Source organism: Pseudomonas sp. ATCC 13867, assembly GCF_000349845.1.
Taxonomy (GTDB): Bacteria; Pseudomonadota; Gammaproteobacteria; order Pseudomonadales; family Pseudomonadaceae; genus Pseudomonas.
This window is the reverse complement of record NC_020829.1, coordinates 4,207,763-4,225,329: the sequence shown is the minus strand read 5'-3', so window position 1 is coordinate 4,225,329 and position 17,567 is coordinate 4,207,763. Positions and strand designations below refer to the sequence as shown.

Here is a 17,567-nt window from a genome sequence, read left to right as displayed (position 1 = left end):
GGAGCGAGCTTGCTCGCGAACCACCCCGCTCAAGAGCCAGAGCGTTCGCGAGCAAGCTCGCTCCTACAGGTCTATTCGGCCTTCAATACGCGCTGGCGGTATCCAGCCGCTGGATCGCCTCGTCGCTCAGCTTCAACTCGACCGCCGCGATCAGGTCCGGCAACTGCTCCAGCTTCGACGCACTGGCGATCGGCGCGGTGATGCTCGGCCGGGCCATCAGCCAGGCCAGCGCGACCTGCGTCGGCGTGGCATTCAGCTCGCCGGCCACTTCTTCCAGCGCGTCGATGATGGCGAAGCCGCGCGCGTTCATGAAGTTCTTCACCTTGTAGCCGCGCACGCTGCTCTTGTTAAGGTCCGCCTCGCTACGGTACTTGCCAGTGAGGAAGCCCGCCGCCAGCGAATAGAAGCTGATGACTCCCAGCCCCAGTTGCTTCACCGTGGGTTCCAGGCTGGTCTCGTAGTTGGCGCGGTCATAGAGGTTGTAGTTGGGCTGCAGGCTCTGGTAGTTCGGCAGCTTCAGGCGGTCGCAGAGCTCGCGGGCCTCGCGCAGGCGCCGGGCGTCGAGGTTGGAGGCGCCGATGACCCGGACCTTGCCGTTCTCCACGGCTTCGGCGAAGGCGCCCATGGTTTCCTCCAGGGAGGTGTGCGGGTCGTCGCAGTGGGCCTGGTAGAGATCGATGTAATCGGTCTGCAGGCGCTTGAGCGAGCGTTCCAGGGCCTGTTCGATGTACACCGCCGACAGACCCTTGTGGCCGTTGCCCATGTCCATGCCGACCTTGGTGGCAATCTGCACCTGGCTGCGCTTGCCAGTCTTTTTCAGCCACCTGCCGATCAGGGTCTCCGACTCGCCGCCGACGTGTCCGGGCACCCAGCGCGAATACACGTCGGCGGTGTCGATGCAGTTGATGCCGGCGTCGACCACCGCATCCAGCAGACGAAACGAGGTGGTTTCGTCCGATGCCCAGCCGAATACGTTGCCACCGAACACCAGGGGCGGGATAGCCAGTCCGGACTGACCCAGTTCGCGACGTTTCATCTGTCAGATCTCCCGGTGCAATGTCGTTGAACCAGCATAGACCCTAGGGCGTGGTTGACAGGCACACGGGAGCTTGCGCACTATCGGGGACCTGATTTCGCACACCGAATCGCCCATGCTTGCCAACCTCGACTCCTCGCTGCCGTTCTTGGGCTTCTACGCCCAGGCTGGCGCATGCGTCGTGGTTGCCAAGAAATCGAAGAAACAGTCGCTCATTTGACCGGGGCGTGCTGTCCCGTCAGATGGGCTGACAGGACACAAGGCGCCAGGTCTTCATTTCTCCCCGCTTGATTCCCGCATCCCCCCTGACGGCGACCAGACGGTCAGCCACAAGGAGTTTTGCATGTCTACGTTTCGAGGAATCTGGGTGGCGCTGGCTACTCCTTTCCGGGCCGGGGAAGTCGATTTCGCCGCGCTGCACACGCTGGTCGCCCGCTTGCTGGAGGATGGCGTCACCGGCTTCGTGGTCTGCGGCACCACCGGGGAAGCGGCTGCGCTGAGCCACGAGGAGCAGCTCGCCGTTCTCGATGCCGTGCTGCAGTGGGTGCCGCCGCAGCAGGTGATCATGGGGCTGGCGGGCAACAATCTGCGCGAGCTGCTGGCCTTCCAGCAACAGATCCAGCGCCGCCCGCTGGCCGGCCTGCTGGTGCCGGCGCCGTACTACATCCGGCCGTCGCAGGCGGGGCTGGAATCGTTTTTCCAGACCGTGGCCGATGCCGCCACTGTGCCGGTCGTGCTTTACGACATTCCCTACCGCACCGGCGTGCGCATCGAGCGCGAGACCCTGCGGCGCATCGTACGCCACCCGCGCATCGCTGCGATCAAGGATTGCGGCGGCGATCTGGAGACCACCCTGGCATTGATCGCCGATGGCGAGGTGGAGGTGCTGACGGGCGAGGACCTGCAGATTTTCAACAACCTGTGCCAGGGCGGCGCCGGAGCGATTTCCGCTTCCGCCCATGTGCGTGCCGATCTCTATGTGCGGATGTTGCATCAGGTTGAGTCGGGCGATCTGGCTGGCGCTCGGGCGACCTTCTACCGCTTGCTGCCCTGGATCCAGGCCGCCTTCGCCGAGCCCAACCCCGCCGCGGTCAAGGCGGCGCTGGCGCTGCAGGGGTTGATCGCCGACGAGTTGCGTGAGCCGATGCAGCCCTGTGCCCCGGCTACCATCGAGCGGCTGCGTGGTGTACTGGCGGCGCTGGCCGATTAGGAGGGGAGGGCTGGCAATGGGTTTTGCTCTATCATGATGGCCTGCCCATTGCCGAGTGCCCGCCATGACCACGACTCCCTATCTGCTGGACCAGCTGGAAACCGCCGACATGCTGTTGATCGACGGCCTGCACGCCTGGCAGTTCGAGTTGAACGAGGCGCTGCTGGACCAGGCCGATGCGGCAGCCCACGCGGACCAGCCCTTCGCCAGCGAGGAGGTGGTGCTGCAGATCGAGTCCATTGATGGCCGCGACCGCCGCCAGTGGCGCTTCAGCTACAACGAGGTGATGGAGGCCCGCTATCAGGCCGCGGATGGAAGCTGGCTGCTCCACGCCGGCGACCAGGAGCATCGCCTGTGCTGCCTGGGCGCGGTGACCGCCAGCGGCGACGACGAGTAAGACGAGAGGGCCCCGGTTGGGGCCTTCGGCGTTTCAGGCCTTGCCCGCGAGAGCTCAGGCGTTCACGCCCAGCAGGTAGGCGACGACCAGGCTCAGGCCGAACAGCGCGGCCAGGACGGCGAGCAGGATGAGCAGGCTGACGCCGAACGCACGCCAGTTCGAGTGGAAGGCGCCGCCCGCTGCGGCGTGGCGGTCTAGTTCCTCCCCGATGTTCTGCTTGGCGTACTGCTGCATGGCGAGGAGCGTGACGATGTTGATCGGCGCAGCGGGGAAGCTGCCCGGCAAAAACCAGGCGATGACGAAGGCCAGTAGCAGGACGCCGATGCCGGTCAGCCAGGTCTTGCGTATCTGCTCGGGGCGGCCGAGACGCTTGAGGTTCTGCGCGATGACCCAGGCGCCGGCCACGGGGGTGCCGAAGAAGGTGGCGATGCCGACGGCGGCGAGACGGTAGAGCGGTTCGCCGGTGGCGACGCCGGGGGCATCCTGGAGGATGGCGGCGGGTGTCTGGAAGGGATTGTCCTGCGGGGCGGTCGACATGTTTTCACTCCGTGAAAACAGCCCCGGACGCGCAAGGCGTCCGGGGCAAAGGGGACAGCGGTACTAGCGGGCTTATGCGGCTTTCGCGTGGCCCAGCGTCACGGCGCGGTTCAGGGCGCTGAACAGCGCACGGAAGCTCGCGGTGGTGATGTTTTCATCGATGCCGATGCCGTGCAGCGAACGACCACCCTCGACGCGCAGTTCGATGTAGGCAGCCGCGCGGGCGTTGGTGCCGGAGCCGATGGCGTGCTCGTTGTAGTCCATGATCTCGACTTCCACCGGCAACGAGGCGACCAGGGCTTCCAGGGTGCCCTTGCCCTTGCCGTGCCAGCGGTGCTGTTCGCCCTTGTGGGTGACGTCGATGTCGATGGCGCAGATGCCGTTCTCTTCCTGCAGGCGGTAGTTCTTCAGGCCGAACGGGGAGACGGCCTGCAGGTACTCGTTCTGCAGCAGGGTGTAGATCTGCTCGGCGGTCATTTCCAGGCCCAGGCGATCGGTCTCGTTCTGCACCACCTGGCTGAACTCGATCTGCATGCGGCGCGGCAGGCTGATGCCGTATTCCTGCTCCAGCAGGAAGGTGATGCCGCCCTTGCCGGACTGGCTGTTCACACGGATCACCGCCTCGTAGCTGCGGCCGATGTCCGCCGGGTCGATCGGCAAGTACGGCACTTCCCACACGGCGTCCGCCTGCTGCTGGGCGAAGCCCTTGCGGATGGCGTCCTGGTGGGAGCCGGAGAAGGCGGTGTGGACCAGGTCGCCGACGTACGGGTGACGCGGGTGCACCGGAATCTGGTTGCACTCTTCCACCACCTTGCGCACGGCGTCGATGTCGGAGAAGTCCAGCTCGGGGTCGATGCCCTGGGTGTACATGTTCAGCGCCATCGTCACCAGGCACAGGTTGCCGGTACGCTCGCCGTTGCCGAACAGGCAGCCTTCGACGCGGTCGGCGCCGGCCATCAGGGCCAGTTCCGAAGCGGCCACGCCAGTGCCACGGTCATTGTGGGTGTGCAGGCTGATGATCACGCTGTCGCGCTTGTCGATGTGACGGCAGAACCACTCGATCTGGTCGGCGTAGTTGTTCGGCGTGGCGCACTCGACGGTGGCGGGCAGGTTCAGGATCAGACGGTTGGCCGGGGTCGGCTGGAACACGTCGATCACCGCGTTGCACACCTCGACGGCGAAGTCGGTCTCGGTGGAAGTGAACACTTCCGGCGAATATTCGAAGCCCCACTGGGTTTCCGGCGCGGCGGCGGCCAGGCGCTTGACGGTGTTGCCGGCGGCAATGGCAATGGCTTTCACACCCGCCTTGTCCTGGTTGAAGACGATCTTGCGGAAGGCCGGTGCGCAGGCGTTGTAGTAGTGGACGATGGCCTTCTTCGCACCCTTCAGGGACTCGAAGGTGCGCTCGATGAGGTCGTCGCGGGCCTGGGTCAGCACCTGGATGGTGACATCATCGGGAATGTGGCCGCCCTCGATCAGCTCGCGAACGAAGTCGAAGTCGGTCTGCGAGGCGGACGGGAAGCCCACTTCGATTTCCTTCAGGCCCACCTGAACCAGGCACTTGAAGAAGCGCATCTTCTTCTCGGCGTCCATCGGCTCGATCAGCGACTGGTTGCCGTCGCGCAGGTCGGTGGACAGCCAGATCGGCGCCTTGTCGATGATCTTGTCCGGCCAGGTGCGGTCGGGCAGGGTGATCTGGGTGAAGGGACGGTATTTCTTCGACGGATCTTTCAACATGCTCATGAGCGGAATCCTTGTTCTTTCTGGCCAGCGGCCTGCGCGAAAAATGAAGACGAGAAGAGGCGAAACCGGGGAAGGGGGCTCAGCCACGCAGTCGCGGGCTGACCAGGCGCAGGCAGGCGTGTTGGCGAAGCAGGATGAGGGTGTGTGCGGTATTCATGAGTGCCAACCTAATGGCCTGAGAAGGCGATGGCAAGCATTCATGGAAAATTGGTAGAAAAACTCTTTTTGTCATTTAAATCGATAATTAATTGCTGGAAATAAATTGTTTTAGCAATTTTTATAGGTAGCCTGCGCTGTGCTTAACTGATTCTGCGTCCACGTGCCGCAGTGGGGGCGGGGAACTCCGTGCGATCATGGCGCACCCGCTTCAGGCGGGGACTTTCCATCCGCAAGGACATTTCGTGACCCGTCGTACCCGACAAGGCATAGGAACCTGGCTGGCGCTGTTCGCCATGCTGATGATCTATGTCGGCCCACTGGTATCCCAGTCGCTGCCGATGGATCACCCTATGCCGATGGGCCATTCCATGCCGATGGAGCATGGAGCCTCCGCGCAGCACGGGGGCATGCAGCACGGCCCGGCCATGACGCACGACATGGCCGGCATGGACGGGATGGCCAGCGCCGACGGCCACCAGGCTTCGGGCCAGCATACCGCTCCGGCATCCCACGGTGAAAAGCCGCTCACCGCCGATGCCTTCATGGAGAAGTGCGGCTACTGCAGCCTGCTGATCCACAGCCCGCCGCTGACACCGCCACCGGTCCTGCTGGATCACGGCTTGCCCACCACCGGCACGCCCGCCGTCCAGTTCTCGATCTCCACCATTCCCGCTTCGCCGGTCTTCCCCGGCGCCCGCTCGCGTGCTCCACCGGCCCTGATCGGCTGATCCCCTGCACAATCCCGACTTCATCGACCGCGGGCGCGAATGAGTGCTTTTGCCTGCGCGCCGTGCGTGTCTGCATGGAACGGGCGTATTCACCGATCATGGAATAAATGCAATGTCCCGCATGCCAATGCTCCGTCGGCCGCGTGCCGGCGGCTTGCGCGCCCTCTGCGCGCTGACCGCCCTGGGCGGTTTCACTGCCGTGCCTGTCCTGGCCGAGGAAGAAGACCACGCCGCCCACGCGGTGGAGCTGGAGCCCAGTGTCATCACCGCCGTGGCACAGAGTTCGCCGCTCACCATCGTTACCGACCCCAAGCAGCCGCGCCAGCCGATCCCGGCCAGCGACGGCGCCGATTACCTCAAGACCATCCCCGGCTTCTCCGCCATCCGCAACGGTGGCACCAACGGCGACCCGGTACTGCGCGGCATGTTCGGCTCGCGCCTGAACATCCTCACCAACGGCACCACCATGCTCGGCGCGTGCCCGGCGCGGATGGATGCGCCCACCTCCTATATCTCCCCGGAAACCTACGACAAACTCACGGTGGTGAAAGGTCCGGAAACCGTGATCTGGGGCCCCGGCGCCTCGGCCGGCACCATTCGCTTCGACCGTGAGCCGGAGCGCTTCGGCGAGCTGGGTTCGCGGATCAACGGCAGCCTGGTGGGCGGCTCCAACGGCCGCTTCGACCGGGTGCTGGACGCCGCCGCCGGCGGGCCCGAAGGTTACCTGCGCTTCACCGGCAACAAATCGCAGTCCGACGATTACGACGACGGCGCCGGCGATACGGTGCCCTCGCGCTGGAACAAGTGGAACGGCGATGTCGCCGTGGGCTGGACCCCGGATGCCGATACCGTTCTCGAGCTCACCGCCGGCAAGGGCGATGGCGAGGCACGCTACGCCGGGCGCGGCATGGACGGCTCGCAGTTCAAGCGCGAGAGCCTCGGCCTGCGCTTCGAGAAGTCCAACATCGGTGGAGTGCTCGATACACTGGAGGCGCAGGTCTACTACAACTACGCCGACCACGTGATGGACAACTACAGCCTGCGCACGCCGTCCGGCACCGGCATGATGGCCGGCCCGATGGCCTCCAACGTCGACCGCCGCACGCTGGGCGGGCGCCTGGCCGCCACCTGGCGCTGGGACGACTTCAAGCTGATCTCCGGCGTCGATGCGCAGACCAACGAACACCGCCAGCGCAAAGGCATGGGCATCAACACCTACGATGACCAGCCGTGGAACAAGGATGCGGTGTTCCACAATTACGGCGCGTTCGGCGAATTGACCTGGTACGCCGCCGAGCGCGACCGCGTCATCGGCGGCGCGCGGCTGGACCGCGCCTCGGCCAAGGATTACCGGCAGACCACCGGCTCGGGCATGATGGTGCGTCCCAACCCGACGGCGGACGACACCCGCGCCGACACCCTGCCCAGTGGCTTCGTGCGCTACGAGCACGACCTGGACGGCACGCCGGCCACCCTGTACGCCGGCCTTGGCCACGTGCAGCGTTTCCCGGACTACTGGGAGCTGTTCTCGCCGAACAAGGGGCCGAGCGGCTCGCTCAACGCCTTCGACAGCATCAAGCCGGAGAAGACCACCCAGTTCGACTTTGGCGTGCAGTACGAGGACGAGAAGCTCAAGGCCTGGGCCTCGGGCTACGTCGGCGTGATCCGTGACTACATCCTGTTCGACTACATGCCCAGCGGCATGATGGGACGCACCTCCCAGGCGCGAAACATCGACGCGCGGATCATGGGTGGCGAGCTGGGGGCGGCTTACGCGCTGACCAGCAACTGGACCGCCGACGGCACCCTGGCCTATGCCTGGGGCAAGAACACCACAGACGACACCGCGCTGCCGCAGATGCCGCCGCTGGAGGCGCGCTTCGGCCTCAGTTACGAGGAAGGCGACTGGAGCGCCGGCGGTCTCTGGCGCGTGGTCGCGCATCAGGGCCGGATCGCCGAGAACCAGGGCAACGTGGTCGGCTATGACTTCGACGAAAGCCCTGGCTTCGCGGTGTTCTCGCTCAACGGCGCGTACAAGCTGAGCAAGAACCTCAAGGTCAGCACCGGCGTCGACAACCTGTTCGACAAGGACTACTCCGAGCACCTGAACCTGGCGGGCAACGCCGGCTTCGGCTACCCGGCCAACGACCCCGAATCGATCCACGAGCCGGGACGTACGTTCTGGACCAAAGTGGACTTCTCGTTCTGAAGCCCGACCGGCCCCCGCCGGTCGGGGGCCTCCTTGCGTGAGGAGACCAACGAATGCAGAAGAAGACATTCGATTTCTACAATCTGGCCTGGCGCTGGCATTTCTATGCCGGGCTGTTCGTCGCGCCGTTCATGATCCTGCTGTCGATCACCGGGATCATCTACCTGTTCAAGCCGCAGCTCGACCCGTTGATGTACGGCGACCTGCTGCAGGTGAAGCCGGGCGAGGTGCGGCTGTCCGCCGACGAGCAACTGATGCACCTGCGTCACCAGAATCCGCAACTACAGGTCAGCCAGTACCTGCCGGCACCGGCCGCTGACCGCAGCGCGCAGTTCGTCGCTCAACTGGACGGGCGCGAGGTGAATGCCTTCGTCGATCCGTACAGCGGCAAGCTGCTCGGTGTGCAGGACGCCAAGTCCAACCTGCAGGCGGCGGCCCGCGCGCTGCACGGCGAGCTGATGATCGGTACCCTGGGTGACCGGTTGATCGAACTGGCCGCCGGCTGGGGCATCGTGCTGGTGGTGTCCGGGCTGTACCTGTGGTGGCCGCGCAAGCGCTCGCTGCGCGTGCTGCTCTGGCCGGACCTGTCGCGCCGTGGCCGTGCGCTGTGGCGCGAGGTGCACGTGGTGGTCGGCTTCTGGGGCTCGCTGCTGATGCTGTTCATGCTGCTCACCGGCATGACCTGGACCGGCTTCTGGGGCAAGACCTTCGCCGACGTGTGGAACCGTTTCCCGGTGGCCATGTGGAACGCGGTGCCCAAGTCCGACCTGGAAGCGCGCACGCTCAACGACGCGCATCGACAGACCATCCCCTGGGCAATGGAGAACACCCCGATGCCGATGTCAGGTGGTGCCCACGCCGAGCACATGGCCCACGGCTCCGGCGGCATGGCGATGCCGCAGATCAGCCTGCAGCAGGTGGTCGATACCGCAGACCAGGCGGGCGTGACACCGGGCTACGCCATTGCACTGCCCAAGGGCGAGGAGGGCGTGTTCACCGTCTCGGTGTTCGCCGACGACTCGCGCAACGACGCCACCCTGCACATCGACCAGTACACCGGCAAGGTCCTCGCCGATGTGCGCTGGAAGGACTATGGACTGGTGGCGAAAAGCGTCGAATCCGGCGTGATGCTGCACGAAGGCAAGATGTTCGGGCTGTTCAACCAACTGCTCATGCTCGCCGTCTGCCTGATGATCCTGCTCAGCGCGGTCAGTGGCCTGTGGATCTGGTGGAAGCGCCGCCCGCAGGGGCGCCTCGGCGTGCCGCCGATGCCCCACGCGCTGCCGGTGTGGAAGGGTGGGGTGGCAATCATGCTCATCCTCGCTATCGCCTTCCCGCTGGTGGGGGCGTCGCTGCTGCTGGTGTGGGTGCTGGACTGGGTCGTGCTGTCGCGCTTCAAACCGCACAGCCCGGCAATGAGTTGAGGGCAGAGCGGTTGGCTGCCCTGACGTCTGCCGCAAGGCAGGCTATGCTGCGGCGCGATCGTTTCGCCTGCGGCCCGAAGTTTCCCCGCCGTATTGGCGGATCTGATCACAAGCACAACTGGAGTCTCGAACATGCGTAAAACCCTGCTCGCTTTCGCTGCCCTGCTGAGCTTCTCCGGCGCGGCCCTGGCCCATGAGTACGAGGCCGGCAACCTGCACATCGACCATCCCTGGTCGCTGCTGCTGCCGGCCAACTCGGTGAACGGCGCGGCCTATTTCATCGTGCAGAACCACGGCAAGGAGGCGGACCGTCTGCTCGGCGCCGCAACCGACCGCGCCGCCAGCGCCGAGGTCCACCAGCACGTGGAGAAGGACGGCATGATGAAGATGCAGAAGGTCGAAGGCGTGGACATCCCCGCCGGCGGCAAGGTGGTCTTCGCCCCCGGCCAGTACCACCTGATGCTGTTCGGCCTGAAGAAGCCGCTGGCCGATGGCGAGCGCTTCCCGCTGACCCTGCACTTCCAGAAGGCAGGCGACGTGAAGGTCGAGGTCGCCGTGCAGAAGGACGCGCCGAAGGGAACGGACATGGGCCACGACATGCACGACATGCACGACATGCACGACATGCAGATGAACTGATGAGCGGCCTGCTCCTGCGCCCGTTGGTCTGGGCGCAAGACGGCGAGTGGCTGCACGGGTTCGATGGCAGCTACTCGAGCGACTCGATCCTGCGGATCGAGTCCGCCGCCGATGGTTTCATCCTGCGCGAGGAACGCCTGTCCGAGGCACAGACCAAGCGCTATCCCTTCGCCGATCTGGAAGACGACGTGGCGGCGGCCGACTGGACCGCCGTCGCTGTCGACGAGGGCGGCGAACGTCTGGGCTTCGCCATCGCCCACTACGAAATCTGGAACCGCCGCGCGGTGCTGGACGACCTGTTCGTCCTCGCCGGCGCCCGCGGACGTGGCGTCGGCAAACTGCTGCTGGACGCCTGCCTGGACTGGGCGCGTGGCACCGAAGCGCGCCACCTGTGGCTGGAAACCCAGAATCTCAACCTGCCTGCGGTGGGCTTCTATCGCTCCCGTGGCTTCGCCCTGAGCGGCCTGTCCACCGACCTCTACGACCCGCAGCAGGTACTGCCGGGGGAGATGGCGCTGTACTTCAGCTATTCGCTGGCCTGAGGGCCGTGTTGATGCGGTGCGTCAGCAGAATCAACGCGAAGCCGATGGCGTAGGCCAGCACATCCAGCCAGTCCGGCGTGCTGCCGAGCAGGATGCGCACAATCCGATTGCCGATCTGCCAATGCAGGGTCGCCGCGAGAAACTGGCCGAGTTCGATCAGCAGTCCGCAACCCAGCGCCACGGCGGCCAGCCAGTGAGTGGGCCTATCGAAGGCTGCGCGCAGCAGGCAGTACAGCCAGATCACCGCCAGTACGTCGCCGCCGAAACCGCGCAGCCAGCCGAGGTTGGCGCCGGCCGTGGCCAGCCAGGCGAGTGCGGCCAGCCCGAGCAGCGCGAAGACCGCGCTGCGCGGATCGAAGCGAACGCGCATCAGGGCTTGAAGACGCCGATGAAGATTGCCGGGTCGACGCGGGCGTCGTTCAGGCTGACGTTCCAGTGCATGTGCGGCCCGGTCGCCCGGCCGGTGGCGCCGACGCGGCCGACCACGCCACCGCGTGGGAGCGCATCGCCGAGTTTCACGTCGATCTTCGACATGTGGCAGAACATGCTGATGAAGCCCTGGCCGTGGTCGACGAACACGGTGTTGCCGTTGAAGAAGTAGTTGCCGATCAGGATCACCTTGCCGGCGGCCGGCGACTTGATCGGGGTGCCGGCGGGCACGGCGAAGTCCAGCCCGGAGTGCGGGTTGCGCTCCTCTCCGTTGAAGAAGCGGCGCAGGCCGAAGGGGCTGGAGAGCGGGCCGTTGACCGGCTTGTCCAGTACCAGATTGCTCGGCGTCCCGGGGCTGAAGCTGCGGTAGGCGGCGGTCTGCTCGGCCAGCTCGCGGTTGATGCGCTTGAGGTCCTCGGGCAGCGGGTTCACCTGGCGGGTGTTCGAAAGTCGGATGCGCTGCTCTTTATAGTGCTTGCTGCCCACGCTGAAGCCTAGGTTGCGGCTGGCGCCGCCCTGTTTCACGACGATCTGCTGGTTGCCGGCCTTGGTGGTCAGCGGGATGCCGACGATGGCGATCCAGTCGCGGCCTTCCTCGCGGATCACCAGTACCGGTTTGCCCTGGTAGGTGGCGGTGGGCACGGCGGCGTCCTGGCCCAGTTGCACCACGGCAACGCCGCCGGGCACCGGCTTGTTCAGCGTGCGGCTGATGAAACCTTCGGCGTGGGCGGTCAGGGTGAAAAGAGTGGCGATGAGCAGGCAGGAGAATCGGAACATTGCGCTATCCGTGGACGTGTCGGCGGACGAAGCGGGCAGTCTACACGGGTCGCTTTGGCGGGCGGGGCGATTTCGTCGAAAGCGGAACGTCTCGGCGGGCAGCTCTTCGTAGGACCGAGGGGGACGCCCCAGTCCTTGCTCGCGAGCCAGCCTCTGCAGCGGGGCTGTTCGCGAGCAAGCTCGCTCCTACAGATTCCGCGTGTTCTTGTGCCGAGGCGTTAGTGGCGCAGGCCTTCGAGCTGCTGGCGCCACAGCTGCTCCAGCGACAGCACCTGCGCCGGCCCATAGATGGCGTGGGGTTTGCCCAGGTGCGCGGCCCACAGCTGGTCGCCGTAGTCGTAATGCCACCACTCGCTGGAGAGGTTGCTGAAGCCTGCCGCCAGCATGGCGTTGAACAGTATCCGGCGGTTGTCGCGCACGCGTTGCTGGGCTTCGTCCGGCTGGGCGATTTCTTCGTAATGGCGGGTATAGGAGCGCGGCGTCGCCTCGTCGAACAGGCTGCCCATGTCCAGCCAGCGGCCGTCGCGGTCGCACAGGGTCAGGTCGATGGCGCCGCCGGTGAGGTGCGGGCTGGGCGACTCGGCGCGGGTGCTGGGCGGCGCGACGAACTCGCGGGTGCGGCGGGTCAGCTCGGCCGGGTCGGTGTTCGGCTCGTGCTGGCGGAGGATGTCGTAGAGCGTGTCGTACAGGTGCTGCTGCACCGCGAAGGGCCGCCAAGCGTCGAGGATCACCAGGCGGATGCCGTCGGGCAGCAGGCTCGCGGCGTGCAGCAGGCGCTCGAAGACTTCCGTGCGCGCATAGCATTCCGGCTGCGCATTGGGCACGCCCAGGCGGTGATAGGCCGGCCACACCGCGAAGCCGGTGGCGATGCCCAGGGCCTGCAGCGGCTGGTCGCATTCGATGATCGGCACGCGGAAGGCTTCGGCCCAGTCCGGATCGGGTTGCGGCAGGATCGGCGCGAGCAGGTCGGTCATCGGCAATCAGTCCAGCAGGGAAAGGGTGACGGGTGCCTGGTGGTTGTCTTCCACCCGCACTTCCAGCTCTCCGTCGCCCAGCTTGGCCTTCAGGCGCTGGCCGTTCCTGGTCTGCGCGGCGCTGCGGATGGCCTGGCCCTTGTCGTCCAGGAGGATGCTGTAGCCGCGGCCGAGGGTCGCCAGCGGGCTGACGATGTGCAGCGTCTGCATCAGGCTGTCCAGGCGCTGGCGCTGTTCGCGCAGGATCGCGTGGGTGGCGCGGGGCAGGCGGGCGCTGAGGTTGTCCAGGCGCTGGCGCAGCAGGGCCAGGTTACGGCCGGGGTGCTGCGCGGCGAGACGGGTGTCCAGCCGCGCGACGCGCTCCTGGCGGATCTGCAGCTGGCGCTCGAAGGCGCGGCGCAGGCGCATGTCCAGGTCGTCCAGGCGCTGGGCCTGCTGGCGCAGGCGCTCGCCGGGGTGGCGCAGGCGCCGGGCGGTGCCTTCCAGACGCAGCCGCTCGCGGGTCAGGCGGTCCTGGATGCGCAGGATCAGCCGGCGGCGCAGGCTGTCCAGGCGCTGCTGCAGGTCGCCGCTGTGGGGCGCCAGCAGTTCGGCGGCGGCCGAAGGCGTGGGCGCACGCACGTCGGCGACGAAATCGCTGATGGACACGTCGGTCTCATGGCCCACGGCGCTGACGATGGGCGTCACGCAGGCGGCGATGGCGCGGGCCACCGGTTCCTCGTTGAAGCACCAGAGGTCTTCCAGCGAACCGCCGCCACGGGCCAGGATCAGCGCGTCGAAGCCCTGCGCATCGGCCAGTTTGAGCGCCCGGACGATCTGCCCGATGGCCTCGCGGCCCTGTACGGCGGTGGGGACCAGGGTCAATTCGACCTGCGGCGCGCGGCGGCGGAACACGCTGATGATGTCGCGGATCACCGCGCCGGTGGGCGAGCTGACGATGCCGATGCGCCTTGGGTGGGCGGGTAGTTCCTGCTTGCGTTCGGCGGCGAACAGACCCTCGGCGGCGAGTTTTTCCTTCAAGGCCTCGAAGGCCAGGCGCAGCGCGCCGTCACCGGCCGGTTCGACGGCATCGGCGATCAATTGATAGTCGCCACGTCCCTCGAACAGCGAAACCTTGCCGCGCACCCGCACGGCGAGTCCGTCGCGCAGGGCCTGGCGCACGCGCAGGGCGTTCTGCCGGAACAGCGCACAGCGCACCTGGGCGTTGCTGTCCTTCAAGGTGAAGTACATATGGCCGGACGCGGGGCGGGCGAGGTTGGATATCTCGCCCTCGACCCACACCTGCGGGAACACGTCCTCCAGCAGGTGGCGGGCGCGCTGGTTGAGCTGGCTGACGGTCAGAACCTCGCGGTCGAGGCCCAGCCGTTGGAAGGGATCATTCTGCATGGCCAAGGATGATAAGCGCGCCTGTGGACCGGGGCCAGCTTGCGAGACCGATTCAGATCGTCTGGTTGCGTTGAGCCATGCCCCCTAGCTGGGATATAATGCCGCGCTTCCATTTTTCCCGATCGGGAGCCCCCGCCATGCTGCGCATCAGCCAAGAAGCCCTCACTTTCGACGACGTCCTCCTGATTCCCGGTTATTCGGAAGTCCTACCCAAGGACGTGAGCCTGAAAACCCGACTGACCCGTGGCATCGAACTGAATATCCCGCTGGTGTCCGCCGCGATGGATACCGTGACCGAATCCCGCCTGGCGATCGCTATGGCGCAGGAAGGCGGCATCGGCATCATCCACAAGAACATGGGCATCGAGCAGCAGGCTGCCGAAGTTCGCAAGGTCAAGAAGCACGAGACTGCCATCGTTCGCGACCCGATCACCGTGACCCCGTCGACCAAGATCATCGAGCTGCTGCAGATTGCCCGAGAGTACGGCTTCTCCGGCTTCCCGGTGGTGGAAGAGGGCGAGCTGGTCGGCATCGTCACCGGTCGCGACCTGCGCGTGAAGCCGAACGTCGGCGACAGCGTTTCCGCGATCATGACCCCGAAGGACAAGTTGGTCACCGCCCGCGAAGGCACCGCCCTGGAAGAGATCAAGGCCGCGCTCTACGAGAACCGCATCGAGAAGATGCTGGTGGTCGACGAGAAATTCCGCCTGACCGGTCTGGTGACCTTCCGTGACATCGAGAAGGCCAAGACCTACCCGCTGGCCTCCAAGGATGACGAAGGCCGCCTGCGCGTCGGCGCGGCCGTCGGCACCGGTGCCGACACCGGCGAGCGTGTTTCCGCCCTGGTCGCCGCCGGCGTTGACGTGGTGGTCGTCGATACCGCCCACGGCCACTCCAAGGGCGTGATCGAGCGCGTGCGCTGGGTGAAGGAAACCTTCCCGCAGGTCCAGGTCATCGGCGGCAACATCGCCACCGGCGAAGCCGCCAAGGCACTGGCCGATGCTGGCGCGGATGCCGTGAAAGTCGGCATCGGCCCGGGCTCCATCTGTACCACCCGTATCGTCGCTGGCGTCGGTGTTCCGCAGATCTCCGCCATCGCCAACGTCGCCGCCGCCCTCGAAGGCACTGGCGTTCCGCTGATCGCCGACGGCGGCATCCGCTTCTCCGGCGACCTGGCCAAGGCCATGGTGGCCGGCGCCTACTGCGTAATGATGGGTTCGATGTTCGCCGGTACCGAAGAGGCTCCGGGCGAGATCGAGCTGTTCCAGGGCCGTTCCTACAAGTCCTACCGTGGCATGGGCTCCCTGGGTGCCATGGCCGGCTCCACCGGTTCCTCCGACCGTTACTTCCAGGACGCCTCCGCTGGCGCCGAGAAGCTGGTGCCCGAAGGTATCGAAGGCCGTGTGCCGTACAAGGGCCAGCTGACCGCCATCGTCCACCAGCTGATGGGTGGCCTGCGCGCCGCGATGGGCTACACCGGCAGCGCCGACATCCAGGATATGCGTACCAAACCGCAGTTCGTGCGTATCACCGGCGCCGGCATGGCCGAGTCCCACGTCCACGATGTGCAGATCACCAAGGAAGCGCCGAACTACCGCGTAGGTTGAGGCTTCTTCGGTAAATGAGTCGGATACGGGGCTGGTTGATACAGCCCCGTGTCGTTTGAGAATTTCGCTACGAGAGATGGCCATGGCCCAAGACATTCACGCTCACCGGATCCTGATCCTCGACTTCGGCTCCCAGTACACCCAGCTGATCGCCCGCCGCGTCCGCGAGATCGGTGTGTACTGCGAGATCCATCCGTTCGACATGAGCGACGAGGACGTTCGTGCCTTCGCCCCGCGCGGCATCATCCTGGCCGGCGGCCCGGAGTCGGTGCACGAAGCCAACAGCCCGCGTGCGCCGCAGGCCGTGTTCGACCTGAAGGTTCCGCTGTTCGGCATCTGCTACGGCATGCAGACCATGGCCGAGCAGATGGGCGGCAAGGTGCTGGGTTCGGAGCTGCGCGAGTTCGGCTACGCCCGCGTCGACGTGGTCGGCAAGGCCCGCCTGCTGGACGGCATCGAAGACCACGTGGACGAGGACGGCGTGTTCGGCCTCGACGTGTGGATGAGCCACGGCGACAAGGTCACCGAGATCCCGGAAGGTTTCCACATCCTCGCCAGCACCCCGAGCTGCCCGATCGCCGCGATGGCCGACGATGCCCGTGGCTACTACGGCGTGCAGTTCCACCCGGAAGTGACCCACACCAAGCAGGGCGGTCGCATCCTCTCGCGCTTCGTGCTGGACATCTGCGGCTGCGAAGCCCTGTGGACCCCGTCCAACATCGTCAACGACGCCATCGCCACTGTACGCGCCCAGGTGGGTTCGTCCAAGGTGCTGCTGGGCCTCTCCGGCGGTGTCGACTCCTCGGTGGTCGCAGCCTTGCTGCACAAGGCCATCGGCGACCAGTTGACCTGCGTCTTCGTCGACAACGGCCTGCTGCGCCTGCACGAAGGTGACCAGGTGATGGCCATGTTCGCCGAGAACATGGGTGTGAAAGTGATCCGCGCCAACGCCGAAGACAAGTTCCTCGGCCGCCTGGCCGGCGTCGCCGACCCGGAGCAGAAGCGCAAGATCATCGGCAAGACCTTCATCGAGGTCTTCGACGAGGAAGCCACCAAGCTGCAGAACGTCAAGTTCCTCGCCCAGGGCACCATCTACCCCGACGTGATCGAGTCGGCCGGCGCCAAGACCGGCAAGGCCCACGTGATCAAGTCGCACCACAACGTCGGCGGCCTGCCCGAAGACATGCAGTTCGAACTGGTCGAGCCGCTGCGCGAACTGTTCAAGGACGAAGTCCGCAAGATCGGCCTGGAGCTGGGCCTGCCCTACGACATGGTCTACCGCCACCCGTTCCCGGGCCCTGGCCTGGGCGTGCGCATCCTCGGCGAAGTGAAGAAGGAATATGCCGACCTGCTGCGTCGTGCCGACCACATCTTCATCGAAGAACTGCGCAACTTCGACTGGTACCACAAGACCAGCCAGGCCTTCGTGGTGTTCCAGCCGGTGAAATCCGTCGGCGTTGTTGGCGATGGCCGCCGTTATGCCTGGGTTGTCGCCCTGCGCGCCGTGGAAACCATCGACTTCATGACCGCTCGCTGGGCGCACCTGCCGTACGAGCTGCTGGAGAAGGTCTCGAACCGCATCATCAACGAGATCGAAGGCATTTCCCGCGTGACCTACGATGTTTCGAGCAAGCCGCCGGCCACCATCGAGTGGGAATGATCGGAGACGTTTAACGTTTCCTTAACGAAGAGGGCGGCAAGCTTGCCGCCTTCTTCGACAGGCGAGGGCGGGATAGCTGTCCTTGACCTGGCGCATGAGAGGCGTTTGCC

General features: G+C 65.8%; 16 protein-coding genes. 9 read left to right on the top strand and 7 right to left on the bottom strand.

Features of this window, described 5'->3' with window-relative positions; genetic code table 11:
* Positions 1 to 82: 82 nt before the first annotated feature.
* Entirely contained in the window at positions 83 to 1,036 is a 954-nt protein-coding gene (locus H681_RS18910; RefSeq protein ID WP_015478488.1) for an aldo/keto reductase, read from the bottom strand.
* A 343-nt stretch (positions 1,037 to 1,379) separates the two neighbouring features.
* Between H681_RS18910 and dapA the strand changes: the two genes are divergently transcribed.
* Both dapA and H681_RS18900 read left to right on the top strand, forming a co-directional pair.
* Positions 1,380 to 2,246 carry a 4-hydroxy-tetrahydrodipicolinate synthase gene (gene dapA, locus H681_RS18905; RefSeq protein WP_041712144.1) on the top strand — a complete coding sequence of 289 codons (867 nt, stop codon included), beginning with the start codon at positions 1,380 to 1,382 and terminating at the stop codon, positions 2,244 to 2,246.
* Between the two features lie 64 nt (positions 2,247 to 2,310).
* Positions 2,311 to 2,643 carry a DUF5629 family protein gene (locus tag H681_RS18900; protein WP_015478486.1) on the top strand — a complete coding sequence of 111 codons (333 nt, stop codon included), beginning with the start codon at positions 2,311 to 2,313 and terminating at the stop codon, positions 2,641 to 2,643.
* 54 nt (positions 2,644 to 2,697) lie between these two features.
* Here H681_RS18900 and H681_RS18895 read toward each other — a convergent pair whose 3' ends face one another.
* Both H681_RS18895 and leuA read right to left on the bottom strand, forming a co-directional pair.
* Positions 2,698 to 3,180 (bottom strand): hypothetical protein, encoded by a 483-nt coding sequence (locus tag H681_RS18895; protein WP_015478485.1) that lies wholly within the window; start codon positions 3,178 to 3,180, stop codon positions 2,698 to 2,700.
* Positions 3,181 to 3,252: 72 nt separating this feature from the next.
* Positions 3,253 to 4,923, bottom strand: coding sequence for a 2-isopropylmalate synthase (leuA, locus tag H681_RS18890; RefSeq protein ID WP_015478484.1), 1,671 nt, complete (start codon positions 4,921 to 4,923; stop codon positions 3,253 to 3,255).
* A 401-nt stretch (positions 4,924 to 5,324) separates the two neighbouring features.
* Between leuA and H681_RS18885 the strand changes: the two genes are divergently transcribed.
* The 5 genes from H681_RS18885 (at position 5,325) to H681_RS18865 (ending at position 10,624) form a co-directional block, all read left to right on the top strand.
* Complete coding sequence (locus H681_RS18885) at positions 5,325 to 5,810, top strand: DUF2946 family protein (RefSeq protein ID WP_041712143.1); 486 nt, start codon at positions 5,325 to 5,327, stop codon at positions 5,808 to 5,810.
* Between the two features lie 112 nt (positions 5,811 to 5,922).
* On the top strand, positions 5,923 to 8,019 hold the full coding sequence (locus H681_RS18880) for a TonB-dependent copper receptor (protein ID WP_015478482.1): 2,097 nt from the start codon (positions 5,923 to 5,925) through the stop codon (positions 8,017 to 8,019).
* Between the two features lie 53 nt (positions 8,020 to 8,072).
* Positions 8,073 to 9,443, top strand: a complete 1,371-nt coding sequence (locus H681_RS18875; RefSeq protein ID WP_015478481.1) for a PepSY-associated TM helix domain-containing protein — start codon at positions 8,073 to 8,075, stop codon at positions 9,441 to 9,443.
* A 132-nt stretch (positions 9,444 to 9,575) separates the two neighbouring features.
* Complete coding sequence (locus H681_RS18870) at positions 9,576 to 10,082, top strand: copper chaperone PCu(A)C (RefSeq protein ID WP_015478480.1); 507 nt, start codon at positions 9,576 to 9,578, stop codon at positions 10,080 to 10,082.
* On the top strand, positions 10,082 to 10,624 hold the full coding sequence (locus tag H681_RS18865) for a GNAT family N-acetyltransferase (protein WP_015478479.1): 543 nt from the start codon (positions 10,082 to 10,084) through the stop codon (positions 10,622 to 10,624). The genes H681_RS18870 and H681_RS18865 overlap by 1 nt, the downstream gene beginning before the upstream one ends.
* Here the strand turns inward: H681_RS18865 and H681_RS18860 are convergent.
* The 4 genes from H681_RS18860 to xseA all read right to left on the bottom strand — a co-directional run bounded on the left by H681_RS18860 (position 10,605) and on the right by xseA (position 14,190).
* Positions 10,605 to 10,994: a ribosomal maturation YjgA family protein gene (locus H681_RS18860; protein WP_015478478.1), complete on the bottom strand. Its 390-nt coding sequence runs from the start codon at positions 10,992 to 10,994 to the stop codon at positions 10,605 to 10,607. The genes H681_RS18865 and H681_RS18860 overlap by 20 nt on opposite strands.
* Positions 10,994 to 11,830, bottom strand: a complete 837-nt coding sequence (locus H681_RS18855) for a M23 family metallopeptidase (protein ID WP_015478477.1) — start codon at positions 11,828 to 11,830, stop codon at positions 10,994 to 10,996. The genes H681_RS18860 and H681_RS18855 overlap by 1 nt, the downstream gene beginning before the upstream one ends.
* 218 nt (positions 11,831 to 12,048) lie before the next feature.
* Entirely contained in the window at positions 12,049 to 12,804 is a 756-nt protein-coding gene (locus tag H681_RS18850; RefSeq protein WP_015478476.1) for a M15 family metallopeptidase, read from the bottom strand.
* 6 nt (positions 12,805 to 12,810) lie between these two features.
* Positions 12,811 to 14,190 carry an exodeoxyribonuclease VII large subunit gene (gene xseA / locus H681_RS18845; RefSeq protein ID WP_015478475.1) on the bottom strand — a complete coding sequence of 460 codons (1,380 nt, stop codon included), beginning with the start codon at positions 14,188 to 14,190 and terminating at the stop codon, positions 12,811 to 12,813.
* A 137-nt stretch (positions 14,191 to 14,327) separates the two neighbouring features.
* Between xseA and guaB the strand changes: the two genes are divergently transcribed.
* On the top strand, positions 14,328 to 15,797 hold the full coding sequence (gene guaB, locus H681_RS18840) for an IMP dehydrogenase (RefSeq protein ID WP_015478474.1): 1,470 nt from the start codon (positions 14,328 to 14,330) through the stop codon (positions 15,795 to 15,797).
* Between the two features lie 82 nt (positions 15,798 to 15,879).
* On the top strand, positions 15,880 to 17,457 hold the full coding sequence (gene guaA / locus H681_RS18835; RefSeq protein WP_015478473.1) for a glutamine-hydrolyzing GMP synthase: 1,578 nt from the start codon (positions 15,880 to 15,882) through the stop codon (positions 17,455 to 17,457).
* Positions 17,458 to 17,567: the final 110 nt, after the last annotated feature.